Raw genomic sequence first — 15,109 nt, forward strand, 5'->3', positions numbered from 1 at the left:
GTCCGTCCAGGTGAGGCAAGACCCGTGCAGTTCCGCCAGCAGGCCCTCGCCAAGCTCCAGTCCCCCGAGGAACTCGATCTCCCCGTCCGCTTCGCCCGCCCGCAGGGCTGGCTGGTGTTCTCCGTGACCGTCATCGCGATGGCGGCGGCCTCGGTGTGGGCGGTGACCGGGTCGGTGACCTCCACCGTCGGCGCGCCCGCCGTCCTGACGTACGGGCAGGGCAGTTACGTGCTGCAGAGCCCGGTCGCGGGGCAGGTCACCGCCGTCCACGCGAAGGAGGGCGCGCGGCTGCCCGCCGGCTCCCCCGTCCTGGAGGTGCGCACCGCGCGGGGCGACGACGAGATCGTCCGTACCCTCGACGCGGGCCGCGTCACCGCACTCGCCGCGAGTACCGGCCAGATCATCTCCACCGGCGCGAACGTCGCCGCCGTGGAGAAGGTCCCCCGCGCCGGAGCGCCGCTGCGGGCGACGGTGTACGTCCCCGCCGAGAGCGCCGCCGCCATTCCCGCCCACGCCTCCGTGGACCTCACGGTGCAGTCGGTGCCGAGCCAGGAGTACGGCGTGCTGCGCGGTGAGGTGACGTCCGTCGACCGGTCGGTCCAGTCGGCCCGGCAGATCGCCGCGTTCCTCGGGGACGCCCAGCTGGGCGAACAGTTCACCGAGGAGGGCAGGCCGGTGGCCGTCACGGTCGAGTTGAAGAAGTCGCCGGCCACGAAGAGCGGTTACGTGTGGTCCTCCGCGGACGGTCCGCCGTTCGGGCTGACCTCGATGACCCTGGCCACCGCTTCGGTCCGGCTGGCCGACCGGCGGCCCGTCGACTGGCTGCTGCCGTGAGCACCGCCCGGGAGACCCGCGGCAGACGCCGGGCCGCACCGCCGAAGCGCACGGTGCCCACGTCCCGTGCGAGGCCGGTGCGCACACCCACCGTGCTCCAGATGGAGGCCGTGGAGTGCGGCGCCGCCTCGCTGGCCATGGTGCTCGCCCACTACGGCCGCCACGTCCCGCTGGAGGAGCTGCGCATCGCCTGCGGTGTCTCGCGGGACGGCTCGCGCGCCGGCAACCTGCTGAAGGCGGCGCGCGGTTACGGGCTGACCGCCAAGGGCATGCAGATGGACCTGGCCGCGCTCGCCGGGGTGACGGCACCGGCGGTCCTGTTCTGGGAGTTCAACCACTACGTCGTCTACGACGGCATGGGCCGCCGGTTCGGCCGCCGCGGGGTGTACATCAACGACCCCGGCAAGGGGCGGCGATTCGTGCCCATGGAGGAGTTCGACGGCAGCTTCACCGGTGTCGTGCTGGTGATGGAGCCCGGTGAGGGCTTCACCCGGGGCGGCCGCAAGCCGGGCGTGCTCGGCGCGATGCCGGCCCGGCTGCGCGGCACCGCGGGCACCATGCCCGCGGTGGTGCTGTCCAGCCTGCTGCTGGTGGCCGTGGGCGCGGCGGTGCCCGGGCTCAGCCGTACCTTCATCGACGACTTCCTGATCGGCGGCCGGACCTCGACGCTGGACGTGCTGTTCGCGTCGATGGGCGCCTGTGTGCTGCTCACCCTGGTGCTGACCTGGCTCCAGCAGGGCAACCTGCTGCGCGGCCGGCTGATCTCCTCCACCCTGTCCAGCGCCCGCTTCCTGCGCCACCTGCTGCGGCTGCCGGTGACGTTCTTCGGGCAGCGCAGCCCGGCCGACCTGGTGCAGCGGCTGCAGTCCAACGACGCGGTGGCCGAGACGCTGTCCCGCGACCTGTCGGCGGCGGGCGTGGACGCGCTGGTGGTCGTGCTCTACGCGGTGCTGCTGTACACGTACGACCCGCAGCTGACCTTCGTGGGCATCGGAGTGGCACTGCTGAACATCGTGGCGATGCGGGTCGTCGTCCGGCTGCGCGCGACCCGTACGGCGAAGCTGCGGGCGGACACCGCGCGGCTCACCAACACGGCGTACACCGGTCTGCAGCTGATCGAGACGCTGAAGGCGACCGGCGGGGAGGACGGCTACTTCCGCAAGTGGGCCGGGCAGCACGCCACCACCCTGGAGGAACAGCAGCGGCTCGGGGTGCCGACGGCGTGGCTCGGCATCGTGGCGCCGACGCTCGCCACGCTCAACAGCGCGCTGATCCTGTGGATCGGCGGTCTGCGCGCGGTCGAGGGGTATGTGTCGGTCGGTCTGCTGGTGGCCTTCCAGGCGCTGGTCACCCGGTTCACCGCCCCGCTGACCCGGCTCAACGGCGTCGCGGGCCGCATCCAGGACTTCGCGGCGGACGTGGCCCGGCTGAAGGACGTGGAGAACTTCCGGACGGACCCGCTCTACGGCCGTCCGGGCGCCGGGGAGTCCACCCGCCGGCTGCACGGACACGTCGAGCTGCAGAACCTCGCCTTCGGCTACAACCCGCTGGACGAACCGCTGCTCACCGGCTTCGACCTGACCGTCGGGCCGGGGCAGCAGGTGGCGCTGGTGGGCGGCTCGGGCAGCGGCAAGTCCACGGTGTCGCGGCTGATCTCCGGCCTGTACACGCCCTGGGAGGGCGTGATCCGGATCGACGGGCGGCGCATCGAGGACATCCCGCGCGGGGCGCTGGCCGCGTCGGTGTCCTTCGTCGACCAGGACGTGTTCCTGTTCGAGGGCACGGTGCGCGACAACGTGACGCTGTGGGACCCGTCGATCCCGGACGAGGCGGTGGTGGAGGCGCTCAGGGACGCGGCGCTCCACGACGTGATCACGCGCCGGCCCGGCGGCATCCACAGTCCGGTCGAGCAGGACGGCCGGAACTTCTCCGGCGGTCAGCGCCAGCGGCTGGAGATCGCCCGGGCGCTGGTGCGCCGGCCGAGCATCCTGGTGCTGGACGAGGTGACCAGCGCGCTGGACGCCGAGACGGAACGGGTGGTGATGGACAACCTGCGCCGGCGCGGCTGTGCCTGCGTGGTGATCGCGCACCGGCTGAGCACGGTGCGCGACAGCGACGAGATCGTCGTCCTGGACCACGGCACGGTCGTGGAGCGCGGACGGCACGAGGAACTGGTGGCGCGCGGCGGCGCGTACGCGGCGCTGGTCAGGGAGCGATGAGATGACAGCCGTGCACGAGGGCCGGGGCGGCGACCTCGTCCTGGGAGCGCTCGGATCGCTGGGCACGCCGATCGACTGCTCCGGGTCCGGCCGGCTGGACCTTGAGGGGCCGCAGGTGCTGTGGCTGATCGCGTCCGGCGGGGTGGACCTGTTCGCGGTGGACGCGGAGCAGCAGGGCCACTGGCACCATCTGGGCCGGCTGGAGGCCGGTTCCCTGGTGCTGGGTCCGCCGGCCGGTCCGGCGCACACGCTGGTGGCGCGTCCGCTGCGGGACTGCGTGGTGCACCGCATCGGACTGCGCGAGCTGTACCAGCCGGCGAGCACCCGGACCTGGTCGTACGACGAGTACGGCAACCCGCAGTACGTGCCGCCCACCACGAGCCCTCTGGAATACGCCCTCGCCCTGGGCGTGGGCCGCGGCCTGGCGGTGCTGTTCCAGGCACCGATGGCCACGGAGCGTTCCGCCGCGCCCGGCGACGACGACGTGTTCTGGATGCAGGTGCCGCCGGGCAGCGTGCAGTACGGCTCGCTGTACGGCGCGGAGACGGCGGCCGACCTCCTGCTGGATCCGGCGCTGTGGCAGAGCATGGTCGACCAGCAGTACCGGCTGATGACCACGCTGGACCGGTGGATCGAACAGCTGGAACACACCCATGAGGCACGGACCGCGGAGGGCATCAGGGCCGGTGAGGCGGTGCGCGCCCGGGCCGACCGGACGTTGCTCGCCGCCATCGGCAAGCCGCCGGGACAGCGCGCGACGGCGACCGACGCGGACGCCACGTACGCGGCCTGCGAGCTGGTGGCGCGCGCGGCGGGGATCTCCCTGGCGCCGGCCGCGCAGTCGGGCACCGGCGCGGACCGTCTCGACCCGGTCGAGCGGATCGCCCTGGCCTCCCGTCTGCGGACCCGCGTCGTGCGGCTGCAGGGCCGATGGTGGCGGGAGGACACCGGTCCGCTGGTGGGTCACCGGGCGCTGTCGGGGGCACCGGTGGCCCTGCTGTGGCGGCGCGGCGGCTATGTGGCGGTGCATCCCGCGACCGGCCGGGAGACGCCGGTCGAGCGGGCGAACGCCGAGGAGTTCGAGCCCCGCGCCGTGATGTTCTACCGTCCGCTGCCCGAGCGGCGGCCGAGTCCGCTGCGGCTGTTGCGGTTCTGCATGACCGGCACGCGCGGTGATCTGACCGGTCTGCTGCTGAGCGGCCTGGTGACCGTGGCGATCGGGGCGCTGGTGCCGCTGGCGACCGGCAAGGTGCTCGGTGAGTTCGTGCCGAGGGCGCAGACCGGGCTGATCGCGCAGGTGTGCCTGGCGGTGATCATCGGCAGTGTGGTGGCCGCCGCCTTCATGCTGCTGCAGAACCTCACCCTGCTGCGGCTCGAGGGCCGGGTGGAGGCCACGCTCCAGCCCGCCGTGTGGGACCGGCTGCTGCGGCTGCCCACCCGTTTCTTCACCGAGCGGTCCACCGGTGAGCTGGCGAGCGCGGCCATGGGCATCAGCGCGATCCGCCGGCTGCTGGCCGGGGTGGCCCCCACGGTGGCCCAGGCGGTCACCGTGGGGGCGGTGAACCTCGGTGTCCTGCTGTGGTTCAGCGTGCCGATGGCGCTGGCGGCGATCGGGATGCTGGTGGTCGTCGCGGGTGTGTTCCTGGGGCTCGGACTGTGGCAGGTGCGCTGGCAGCGCCGCCTGGTGGTCCTCACCAACAAGCTGAACAATCAGGCCTTCCAGACCCTGCGCGGGCTGCCGAAGCTGCGGGTGGCCGCGGCGGAGAACTACGCGTACGCCGCCTGGGCGTCGGAGTTCGCCCGCAGCCGGGAGCTGCAGCAGCGGGCCGGCCGGATCAAGAACCTGACGGCGGTGCTCGGCGCGGTCTACCTGCCGCTGTGCACCCTGGCGATGTTCATGCTGCTGGCGGGTCCCGCCCGGGGGTCGATGACGGCGGCGGAGTTCCTCACCTTCAACACGTCGGTGACGATGGTGCTGACCTCGGTCACCCAGCTGACCGGCGCGTTCGTCTCGGGGGTCGCCGCGCTGCCGCTGTTCGAGCAGATCAGGCCGGTGCTGGACGCCACGCCCGAGGTGCGCGCGGCGAGCACCCGGCCGGGCCCGCTGACCGGGGCGGTCGAGGCGCGCCGGCTGTCCTTCCGCTACTCCGACGACGGCCCGCTGGTCCTGGACGACGTGTCCTTCGAGGTACGGCCGGGCGAGTTCGTGGCGGTCGTGGGCCCCAGCGGCTGCGGCAAGTCCACGCTGCTGAGGCTGCTCATCGGCTTCGACCGGCCGGTGTCCGGCAGTGTCCTCTACGACGGGCAGGACCTGGCCGCCCTGGACCAGTCGGCGGTGCGCCGGCAGTGCGGTGTGGTGCTCCAGCACGCGCAGCCGTTCACCGGCTCCGTCCTCGACGTGATCCGCGGTGCCGAACCATACACGCCGGAGGAGGCGATGGCGGCGGCGGAGATGGCGGGGCTGGCCGAGGACATCCGGCGGATGCCGATGGGGCTGCACACCATCGTCTCGGGCAGCGGCGCTGTCTCCGGCGGGCAGCGGCAGCGGCTGATGATCGCCCAGGCACTGATCCGCCGGCCCCGCATCCTCTTCTTCGACGAGGCGACCAGCGCCCTGGACAACCGGACGCAGCGCACGGTGATCGAGAGCACCAAGGCCCTGGAGGCGACCCGGATCGTCATCGCGCACCGGCTGTCGACGGTCCTGGACGCGGACCGGGTGGTGGTGATGGAGGGCGGCAAGGTGGTCCAGCAGGGACCGCCCGCCCGGTTGCTCGCCGACACCGGCGGCCGGCTGCACGAGCTGGTGCGGCGGCAGCTGGCGTGAGCCGCCGTGGGTCCTCTCCCGTGGCCGGTCCCGGTCCCCGGCCTCCGTGGCGGCCGCTCCGTTGACCGGACCGGTGAACGGGGTACCCACGGGCCATGCGGACCAGCGTGGTGGATGTGGGATCGAAGACCGTCAGACTCGTCGTGTCGGACACGGAGGGCGGTGCTCCGCTTCCGGTGCACACGTCCAAGTGGCGGCTCAGACTGTCCGAGCAGGTCGCACCGGGCGAACCGGTGCCGGGGCGAGCGGTGGAGGATTTGGTGGACGCCGTGGCCGCCGCGGACCGGGCCGCCACACGCTGGGGGGCGGCCGGCCCGCTGGCGTTCGCGACGGCCGTGGTGCGCGGCGCCCCGAACCGGCTGGAGGTGCTGGGCGCGGTCCGGGAGCGCACGGGCGTGGAACTGTGCACCCTGCCGGGCGAGGTCGAGGCGGAGCTCACCTTCCTCGCGGCGCGCCGCTGGATGGGCTGGCGGTGCGGGCCGCTGGCGATGCTGGACATCGGCGGGGGGTCGATGGAGGTCGCCTTCGGGCGGGGCCGGCTGCCCGACTTCGCGGCGTCGCTGCCGCTGGGCGCGGCCCGGCTGACGCACGAGTACTTCGAGGAGCAGGACCCGCCCGCCGCGGAGCGGGTGCGGGCGCTGCGCCGCCGTGTGCGCCACCAGCTGCGTGACGTGGCGGCCCGGATCCGCTGGGAGGGGCCCCGCACGGCGGTCGCCACCTCCCGTACGTTCCAGCAGCTGGGGCGGCTGTGCGGGGCCTCGCCCGGACGGCACGGGCCGTTCGTGGAGCGCGAGCTGCGCAGCGCCGATCTGCGGGGGGCCGTCGACCGGCTGGCCGCCCTGCCGGCCGTCGACCGCGCCCGGCTGCCCGGCATCTCCGCGCCGCGCTCCGTGCAGAGCCTGGCGGGCGCGGTGGTGGCGCACACGGCGATGAAGCTGACCGGGCTGCGGACGGTGACGATCTGTCCCTGGGCGCTGCGGGAGGGGGTGCTGCTGCGTCATCTCGAGGACGGCCCGTCCTGGTGGGCGGAGATCACCCGCCTCCACGAGAAGGAGGCGGCCGGCACCGGTCCCGTACCCCTGCGCGTCGCCACCGCGCGCGGGTGATCCGGGATTCACACGACGAAGGGAGACACCATGTCCGAGCAGGACGACCGCGAGAAGCCCCGGACGGCCGCCGAGGAGGTGCTGCACGAGGTCGAGGAGGCCGGGCGCCGCACCCGTGACTCCGGCGCGGCCCGCGGGGAGCCCGGCGAGGCGGGCGACGCCGTCACGCCCAGCACCGAGGCGCAGGAGGAGTCGCGAGGCGACCGCTGAACCCAACCCCGCGCCCAGGGGCCGGGCCGGGGGGACCGGCCCCTACTGCGGGGGCGGACCGAGCGGACGGGCCTCCAGGGCCCGGGCCACGCCCAGCAGGTTGGCCGCCATGGCGCGGCCGGTCTTGCGGGACCAGTCGTGGCCGCTGCCGCCCTCGAGGAAGCTCGGTCCGGGGCCGGGCCCCTGGTTCCAGTAGGTCCACGCCTGGCCGGGGATGGTGTAGCCGATGTCCTGGAGCCCGCCGCTGACCTCGCTGATGACGTGGTGCGCGCCGTCCTCGTTGCCGGTGACGACCACGCCCGCGACCCTGTTGTAGGCGACCGGGCGGCCGGCGTCGTCGGTCTCGGACATCATCCCGTCCATGCGTTCCAGGACGCGCTTGGCCACCGAGGAGGGCTGGCCGAGCCAGGTCGGGGTGGCGATGACCAGGATCCGCGCGGCGAGGATCTTCCGGTGCACCTCCGGCCAGTCGTCGCCCTCGTGCACGGCCTCGCTGACCACTCCCGGTGCGATGTCCAGGTCCACCGCGCGGACGACGTCGACCTGCACGCCCTCCCTCTCCAGCTGCTCGGTGACGGTGCGGAAGAGCGCCTCGGTGTTGGACGTCTCCGGCGATTTCTTCAGGGTGCAGTTGATCACTAGTGCCTTCATACCGGCATGGGGTACCCCGTGGAGGCCTCGCTGCCACACGGTGAGGGGTTTCCGTGCGCCGTCCGGGTACCCGGAGCCCCATGGAAGACCTCCGAGACGAACCCCTGCTGCCCGCGCCGCGCGGCCCCGTGAGCAGCGCCGTTCAGGACCATCTGCGCGGCACCGGCCCGCTCCCCTCCGAGCGGGACGTCGACGCGGCCCCGGTGTACGGCGACGACCTCCAGCTCGCCCTGTACCTCTGTTACGAACTGCACTACCGCGGCTTCGCGGGCGTCGCCCCCGACCTGGAATGGGACCCGGAGCTGCTGCGCACCCGTGCCGCCCTGGAGCGGCGCTTCCTCGGCGCGCTCCGCGCGGACGCCCGCCGGCACGACACCGTCGACGACGCGCTCGCCGGGATCCTGGTGGAGCCGGTCGACGGCACCGGCGTCAGTCACTTCCTGCGCGACAAGGGCGAGCTGTGGCACCTGCGCGAGTACGCCGCACTGCGGTCGCTGTACCACCTCAAGGAGGCCGACCCGCACGCCTGGGTCCTGCCCCGGTTGCGGGGTCGGGCCAAGGCGGCGATGGCGGCCGTCGAGTTCGACGAGTACGGGGGCGGCCGCGCCGACCGGGTGCACGCCCGCCTGTTCGCCGACCTGATGACCGACCTGGGCCTGGACACGACGTACGGCCGCTACCTGGACGCCGCCCGCGCCGAGCTTCTCGTGGTGGTGAACCTGATGTCGCTCTTCGGCCTGCACCGCTCCCTCAGGGGCGCCCTGGTGGGCCATTTCGCGACGGTCGAGATCACCTCCTCGCCGGGCTCCCGGCGGCTCGCGGAGGCGATGCGGCGGACGGGCGCGGGCCCGGCGGCCGAGCACTTCTACGACGAGCACGTGGAGGCCGACGCGGTGCACGAGCAGGTGGTGCGCCACGACGTCATCGGCGGACTGCTGGAGGACGAGCCGCATCTGGCCCCCGACATCGCCTTCGGTGTGGACGCGACGGTGTTCACCGAGGACCTGCTCGGTGACGCCCTGCTGGCGGACTGGCGGGCCGGCCGCTCCGGCCTGCGGACACCCCTGGATCAGAAGTCCACCCATACCTCCTGAGCACCGGGGTACTCGGCGGGCTGTGAAATCACTCGTACCACCGGGCGTGTACGCCCCTCAAGAGGACACCGAACTCCTGGCCGGCGCCCTGTTCGAGGAGCCCGTGTCGCCGGGCGCCGACGTGCTCGACGTGGGAACCGGGTCCGGCGCGCTGGCGGTGGCCGCCGCGCGGCGCGGCACCCGCGTCACCGCGGTCGACGTGTCGTGGCGGGCGGTGTGCGCGACGCGGATGAACGCGTTGCGGGCCGGGGTCACCGTGCGGGTCCACCACGGCAATCTGTTCGATCCGGTGCGGGGGCGGTCGTTCGACCTGATCCTCGCCAATCCGCCGTACGTCCCCGCGCCGGGGGGCCACAGGCTGCCGCGCGGCGCCGCCCGGGCCTGGGACGCCGGTGGCGACGGGAGGATGGTGCTGAACCGGATCTGCGGGGAGGCCCCCGGGCTGCTGCGGCCCGGTGGCGTCCTGCTCCTCGTGCAGTCCGCGCTCAGCGACCCGGAGGCGACGCTCGGTCTGCTGCGGTCGGCCGGGATGAAGGCCGCGGTCACCCGGCGCCGGCGCATCGCCTTCGGGCCGGTGCTCCAGGAGCGCGAGAAGTGGCTGCGCGAGCGGGGGCTGCTGCCCCCGGCGGAGCACGAGGAGGAGCTGGTGGTGGTCCGTGCCGAACTCCCCGTCTGACGCCCCGCGGCGGGTCACCGTGCAGCGCAAGGGGCCGCTGCTGCTGGAGGGTCCGGTGGAGGTGGAGCTGGAGGACGGTACGGTCGTGTCCTCCGACCGCTTCCGGGTGGCCCTGTGCACCTGTCGCCGCAGCCGCCGCTATCCGTGGTGCGACACCAGCCACCGCGACCGGGCGTGAGCCGCGGCCCGTGGACGTCCCGGAGGCCGGCGGGCGGCCCCACTCCGCCCGCCGGCCTCCTTCCGCGAGATCGCACGTTCCGCGTGGGGGCTCGCACTCCCCAAATCTGCGGGCCGCCGCGCGGTCACGGGAACCGTGCGATCCCGGTCTAGAACGCGAAGACGCTCGATCCGTGAGCGTTCATCACGCAAGTGTTGGGGAAGATCCGCTCGTAGGAGACGCGCTGCCCCTGCCACACGCCGTCGACGGTGACGACCACCGGGTCGTACTGCTGGGTGCAGAAGACGCCTTCCCGCATCGTCAGCGCGTCGAAGTCGCCGCCGACGCCGTTCAGGTCCGCGCAGGCCGAGGCCGCGGCCGGGTGGCTGCCCGAGGGGCCGGGGGCACAGGTCAGGGTGACCGCGCGTTCCGGCGTTACGGCTGCCGCGCTGTCGCCGTGGCCCACGGTGAGCACCAGGGCCGAGGGGGCGTAGAGCGCGGACGGGGCGTCTCCCTGAGCGGCCAGCGCGACCCCGGACAGGGGTGCGCAGACGGCTGCGGCCGTGAGGCCGAGGACGGTGGCCCAGCGCGCGGTGTTCCGCATTGTGTGCATCCTTCCGCTTCGTTTCGTCGGGTCGCCGGCCCGGGCTCGGTGGTGCCGGACCGGCGTGCCGGAGTCTGCCGAGTCCGCGGCGGAAACTCACATCGGATGTGCAGATTCAGGTAACATTGCGTGTTGAATCAGTGGCGTGAAGCGACGGCGTGCGGAGGGCTCGGCCCGGTAACCGGGCGGGCGTCGCACATGCGAAGTGGCCAGATGGCCGACTTCCCCCTGTTCATTAATCGGCCTGAAACATTCCGGATCCGCTCTCGGCGGACCGTTCCGTGACGTCTCGTGTTCACGGAAGCAGCGCGCAGTGGTCATCGCGCGTCCGCCCGCGCACCGGCGGACGGAGCTTCCCGCCCGCCGCGGTCAGCGGCGTTGTCAGTGCCCGTCGTTACGGTGCGGGCATGACTCGATTCGTGATGGCGGCCGGTGCGTGGCTCGGGGCGTGGGCGTGGGACGAGGTGGCGGCCGAGCTGCGGGCGGCGGGCCACGAGGCCCATCCCCTGACGCTGTCCGGCCTCGCCGAGAAGCGGGGCGTGCCGGCCGGTCAGCACACGCATGTCCAGGACATCGTGGACGAGGTGGAGCGCCTCGGCCCGCGCGACGTCGTCCTCGTGGGGCACAGCTACTCCGGGATCCCGGTCGGCCAGGCGGCCGTGCGGATCGGGGAGCGGTTGCGGCGGGTGGTGTTCGTCGACGCCGCCCTCCCGGTCGACGGGGAGTCGTTCCTCTCGGGCTGGCCCAGCGACCACGTCCGGCGGGCCGTCGAGGCCCATGACGGCTTCTGGCCGCCGGCGGGGCCGGACGACTTCGCCGGGCAGGGGCTGACGGACGATCAGATCGCGCGCATCGTCGGCGGATCGACCCCGCACCCCGGCGCCACGCTCACCGAGGCGGCCGTCCTCGACCGGCCGGTCACCGAGCTGCCGGCGACGTACGTGAAGTGCCTCCTCGACGGCGACGAGCCCCCGCCCGCCGCGGCGGAACCGCTGCGGAGCCGCCGCTGGGAGCTGGTGACCATGGACACCGGGCACTGGCCGATGTTCTCCCGCCCGGGGGAGCTGGCGCGGGTCCTGCACGAGGCGGCGGCCGCGGGCCGCTGAAGCCGGGGTCGTCCCGTACTGGACGCGGCCCGCGCATACCGGCGAGTATGCGCGGGACGACAGAGCCGGAGGAGACGGGGCGGGACGGATGGCGAAGCACTGGGCCGACTTCCAGTACGAGATCTACCTGAACGGGATGACCGGCGCCGTGCCCCGGCTGCCGACCGATCTGACCCGGCTGGAGGAGCTGACCGAGCAGCGGCTGGGCCCCGGCCCGGTGGGGTACGTCGCCGGCAGCGCCGGGGACGGCAGCACCGCCCGCGCCAACCGCGCCGCGCTCGACCGCCACCGGATCGTCCCGCGCGTGCTGCGGGACGTGCACGAGCGTGATCTGTCGGTGGAGGTGCTGGGCCGTGCCCTGCCGGCACCGCTGGCGCTGGCGCCGGTCGGGGTGCTGTCGATCATGCACCCGGACGCGGAGTGCGCGGCGGCCCGGGCCGCCGCCGCGCAGGGTGTGCCGTTCGTGCTGTCCTCCGCCTCCAGCACGCCCATGGAGCAGGTCGCGGAGGCGATGGGCGAGGCGGAGCGCTGGTTCCAGCTGTACTGGCCGAAGGACGTGGAGGTGGCCCGGAGCTTCCTGGAGCGGGCGAGGGCCGCCGGGTTCACCGCGCTGGTCGTCACCCTGGACACTCCCCTGCTGTCCTGGCGCCCGCGCGACCTGGACCGGGCGTATCTGCCGTTCCTGCACGGGGTGGGCACCGCCAACTACTTCTCGGACCCGGCGTTCCGGGCGGGGCTGGCCAAGCCGGTGCACGAGGACCGCGACGCGGCGGTCATGCACTTCGTCGGCATGTTCGCCGACCCCGCCAAGTCCTGGCCGGACCTGGCGTTCCTGCGGGAGAACTGGGACGGCCCGATCGTGCTGAAGGGCGTGCTCCATCCCGACGACGCCCGGCTCGCCGCCGACGCCGGGATGGACGGTGTGGTGGTGTCCAACCACGGGGGCCGCCAGGTGGCCGGGGCGATCGCCGCCGTGGACGCGCTGCCCGGCGTGGTGGAGGCCGTCGGCGACCGGCTCACCGTGCTGTTCGACAGCGGGGTCCGCACCGGCGACGACGTCTTCAAGGCACTGGCGCTCGGCGCCCGGGCGGTCCTCCTGGGACGCCCGTACGTGTACGGGCTCGGCCTCGACGGGCAGGCGGGCGTGGAGCACGTCATCCGCTGCCTGCTCGCCGAACTCGACCTCACCCTGGCGCTGTCGGGTCACTCCACACCGGCCACGCCCGGCCCCGGCGACCTCACGCACACCGGCCACTGACCCGCAGCGGGCCGTCACTCCCCGGCACGGCCGGTCCGAGCACGCGGCTCGGGGCCAGGGGCGCGGCGCGTGGAACGCGCCGACTGCGCGGCACGTCACCCGCACCGCCCCGGTGACTCGCTCCCCCGTCCGCAGCGGCCGCGATGCCCTCGCGCCGGCCGCCGGGGCCGTCACGAGCTCGTGGGCCCCGCCGGGCTCCTGCCGGGCACCTCGGGCCGCCGCCGGGTCGACGGCCGGGACGGGACCACTTCCCGAGAGGGTCCCGTCCCGGCCGTCGGCGCCGTCACGCCAGTGGTTCCGGCAGCCTCGCCTGCCGGGCCGGCGGGATGTCCGTGCCCGTGATGGAGAGGGAGTCCGTGCCGGTGCCCACGGACTCGGCCGCCCAGCGCTGGTTCACCGTCCGGTCGCGTACCTTGACGACGATGTCGGCGTTCGCGTCAGGGGTGGCGGGGAGGAGGGCCAGCTGGTCGTCCCAGCGGGGCAGCAGTTCCCCCTGGAGGGTGAGGTCGTAGCGCACGTCGTCACGGCGTGGGTCGCCGGGTTCGGCACAGGTCCCCAGGACGACGACACCGGCGTCCTTGTGCGAGTCCAGGCACAGACCGGGGTCCGCGACGCTGCGCAGCAACCCGTCGTCCTCGTACGTCCATTGCTGGGTCCACGCCGAGGAGCACTCCGCGAGCCGGGTGCCCGAGCCGTCCCGCGGCTCGCCCCGGGTGTCGAGGCAGAGGCCGGAGGCGATGTTGCGCAGCCGGGTGCGCCCCGGCGCGCTCGGCAGTCCGGCGGCGCCGGGAGGGGACGCGGACGGTACGGCCGCACGCCCGCCCACCGCGCCGGTGGAGCCCGTCGGGTCGGCCGCGCCGCCGTCCGGTGTGGAGGGCCCGGCGATGAGCACGCTCACCAGGATCCCGGCGGACACCGCGCCGAGGCCGGTGAACAGGGTCCTGGTGGAGCGCACCGGATCCGGCAGGGCGATGCCGGCGAGACGGTCGGGGACGGGCAGCCGGGCCAGCAGACGGTGCCGGCCGCCGCCGGACTCCCCGTCGCCGCCGCGGCGCCCGCGGCGGACGGCCCGGCCACCGCGCGGGCCCGCCGCCGCACGCCCCGGACGCGAGTCGAGATAGCGCCGGGCGCCCCAGCCGAGCACGGCCTCGGCGAGCAGCGTGCCCAGCCCGCCCTCGAAGTGGCTCAGTTGTTCGGCCGCGTTCCGGCAGTAGCGGCACTCGGCCAGATGCCTGCGGACGTCCGGCAGCAGGGCCCCGCCCCGGCGGATGGGCACGTCGAGGAGACGGTTGTAGAAGCCGCAGTCCTTCGTCGGTGCCAGTTCCAGATGGGCGTGGACAAGATTCTGACGGAAAGTGTCCCGCGCCTGTTCGAGTGCGCCCGACGCGATGTCGGGATCCATGCCCAGCAGACCGGCCGGTACGGAAATCGGCTCGGCCTCGACCTCGGCATGCCAGAGCAAACAGCGCGCGAGTGCGGGCAGGGACCGGAATGCCCGTTGGGCGAGTGAGCGGTTTTCCGGCGTCATGGTCGTCGCGGCGCGCATGCCGCGTCCGCCGGCCGGTTTCTGCAGACCGGGCAGAACTCCGGCTATTCGGTCGTCGGCGGCCCACTCCCGGACCGTGTCCCGCACTCCGACCAGCAGGACGGGCCGCAGCGCGACGGCCGATTCGCCCACGGCGACCCGGCCCAGAACACGGTGCAGGGCGGCGGCGGTGACCATGGCGGCCGTCTGTCCCGACGAGGCGAGGCAGACGGCCGCGTAGTCCTGCATCGGCCGCCAGTGCCGCGCGGTCAGCAGCGCGACGGAGTGGGCGGCTTCGCCCTCCGGCCGGCCCCGCAACCGCGTGGCGAGGGCCTCGTCGGATTCCCCGGGATCCCCGCCCGGGGGCGGGTAGGGAGGTCGAGGAGGGTGGGGGGTGTGCACTGAGATGGTTCCTTCCCACAGCGCATGTGACATTCGAGCGATTCCGACACCGAAAAAGGAAGCCCGATCGGTGCATACCTCTTTGGCGTGGCGCGGGGGGCGCGAATTCACCCGTGGCGAATCGGATCCGGTTCCTCAACTCTCGTGCGTCCCCGGCCTTTACCCCCTCGCGGGTGGCTCACTCTCGCACAACCGGCGCTCGGCCAACAAGGCGGTGGGGCAACATCCCCGCGTTGACAGAAAGTCAGAAAGAGAAGGGCGGCGGCAAGCGGTCGCTCCGGCTTTCGATCTGCGTTTTTCCCTGGTGCACATCCGGAGCGGCGCGGCTGCCTCACGTCGCTCACCCGCGCGAGGACGGCACGCGCCCCGCACCCCGTGCGCACGCCGCGCCCGCGCCGGGACTCCGCGCGCGCTCCCGGCGCACGCCGGTGCGTGGTCGG

Annotated in this window: 13 protein-coding genes; 10 read left to right on the top strand and 3 right to left on the bottom strand. The window is 73.7% G+C overall.

The window, feature by feature from the left end:
* Positions 1 to 24: 24 nt before the first annotated feature.
* The 5 genes from IE172_RS21665 to IE172_RS21685 all read left to right on the top strand — a co-directional run bounded on the left by IE172_RS21665 (position 25) and on the right by IE172_RS21685 (position 7,196).
* Positions 25 to 834: a DUF2118 domain-containing protein gene (locus tag IE172_RS21665; protein ID WP_190098939.1), complete on the top strand. Its 810-nt coding sequence runs from the start codon at positions 25 to 27 to the stop codon at positions 832 to 834.
* Positions 831 to 3,053: an NHLP family bacteriocin export ABC transporter peptidase/permease/ATPase subunit gene (locus tag IE172_RS21670; RefSeq protein WP_190098940.1), complete on the top strand. Its 2,223-nt coding sequence runs from the start codon at positions 831 to 833 to the stop codon at positions 3,051 to 3,053. Before IE172_RS21665 ends, IE172_RS21670 begins: the two co-directional genes overlap by 4 nt.
* A gap of 1 nt (position 3,054) precedes the next feature.
* On the top strand, positions 3,055 to 5,880 hold the full coding sequence (locus tag IE172_RS21675) for an NHLP bacteriocin export ABC transporter permease/ATPase subunit (protein WP_190098941.1): 2,826 nt from the start codon (positions 3,055 to 3,057) through the stop codon (positions 5,878 to 5,880).
* A gap of 95 nt (positions 5,881 to 5,975) precedes the next feature.
* Entirely contained in the window at positions 5,976 to 6,986 is a 1,011-nt protein-coding gene (locus tag IE172_RS21680) for a Ppx/GppA family phosphatase (RefSeq protein ID WP_190098942.1), read from the top strand.
* A gap of 30 nt (positions 6,987 to 7,016) precedes the next feature.
* Positions 7,017 to 7,196, top strand: coding sequence for a hypothetical protein (locus IE172_RS21685; protein WP_190098943.1), 180 nt, complete (start codon positions 7,017 to 7,019; stop codon positions 7,194 to 7,196).
* 42 nt (positions 7,197 to 7,238) lie between these two features.
* Here the strand turns inward: IE172_RS21685 and IE172_RS21690 are convergent, their stop codons facing one another.
* Complete coding sequence (locus IE172_RS21690; RefSeq protein WP_190098944.1) at positions 7,239 to 7,847, bottom strand: flavodoxin family protein; 609 nt, start codon at positions 7,845 to 7,847, stop codon at positions 7,239 to 7,241.
* An 80-nt stretch (positions 7,848 to 7,927) separates the two neighbouring features.
* Here IE172_RS21690 and IE172_RS21695 point away from each other — a divergent pair, with 80 nt between their 5' ends.
* The 3 genes from IE172_RS21695 to IE172_RS21705 are packed head-to-tail and all read left to right on the top strand — an operon-like array spanning position 7,928 to position 9,795.
* The gene (locus IE172_RS21695; RefSeq protein ID WP_190098945.1) at positions 7,928 to 8,941 is read left to right on the top strand and encodes an iron-containing redox enzyme family protein; all 1,014 of its coding nucleotides are present in this window, start codon (positions 7,928 to 7,930) and stop codon (positions 8,939 to 8,941) included.
* A gap of 46 nt (positions 8,942 to 8,987) precedes the next feature.
* Positions 8,988 to 9,617, top strand: a complete 630-nt coding sequence (locus IE172_RS21700) for a HemK2/MTQ2 family protein methyltransferase (protein ID WP_190099084.1) — start codon at positions 8,988 to 8,990, stop codon at positions 9,615 to 9,617.
* Complete coding sequence (locus tag IE172_RS21705; RefSeq protein WP_125501900.1) at positions 9,598 to 9,795, top strand: CDGSH iron-sulfur domain-containing protein; 198 nt, start codon at positions 9,598 to 9,600, stop codon at positions 9,793 to 9,795. The genes IE172_RS21700 and IE172_RS21705 overlap by 20 nt, the downstream gene beginning before the upstream one ends.
* Positions 9,796 to 9,943: 148 nt before the next feature.
* Here IE172_RS21705 and IE172_RS21710 read toward each other — a convergent pair whose 3' ends face one another.
* On the bottom strand, positions 9,944 to 10,378 hold the full coding sequence (locus IE172_RS21710) for a subtilase-type protease inhibitor (RefSeq protein ID WP_190098946.1): 435 nt from the start codon (positions 10,376 to 10,378) through the stop codon (positions 9,944 to 9,946).
* A 407-nt stretch (positions 10,379 to 10,785) separates the two neighbouring features.
* Between IE172_RS21710 and IE172_RS21715 the strand changes: the two genes are divergently transcribed.
* On the top strand, positions 10,786 to 11,484 hold the full coding sequence (locus IE172_RS21715) for an alpha/beta fold hydrolase (RefSeq protein WP_190098947.1): 699 nt from the start codon (positions 10,786 to 10,788) through the stop codon (positions 11,482 to 11,484).
* Between the two features lie 88 nt (positions 11,485 to 11,572).
* Positions 11,573 to 12,742 (top strand): lactate 2-monooxygenase, encoded by a 1,170-nt coding sequence (locus tag IE172_RS21720; protein ID WP_190098948.1) that lies wholly within the window; start codon positions 11,573 to 11,575, stop codon positions 12,740 to 12,742.
* A gap of 283 nt (positions 12,743 to 13,025) precedes the next feature.
* On the opposite strand, the gene IE172_RS21725 is transcribed toward IE172_RS21720, so the two are convergent.
* Positions 13,026 to 14,669 carry an RICIN domain-containing protein gene (locus IE172_RS21725; protein WP_190098949.1) on the bottom strand — a complete coding sequence of 548 codons (1,644 nt, stop codon included), beginning with the start codon at positions 14,667 to 14,669 and terminating at the stop codon, positions 13,026 to 13,028.
* Between the last annotated feature and the right edge of the window lie 440 nt (positions 14,670 to 15,109).

Origin of the sequence: Streptomyces griseoflavus, assembly GCF_014649995.1 — a bacterium.
Lineage (GTDB): Bacteria > Actinomycetota > Actinomycetes > Streptomycetales > Streptomycetaceae > Streptomyces > Streptomyces griseoflavus.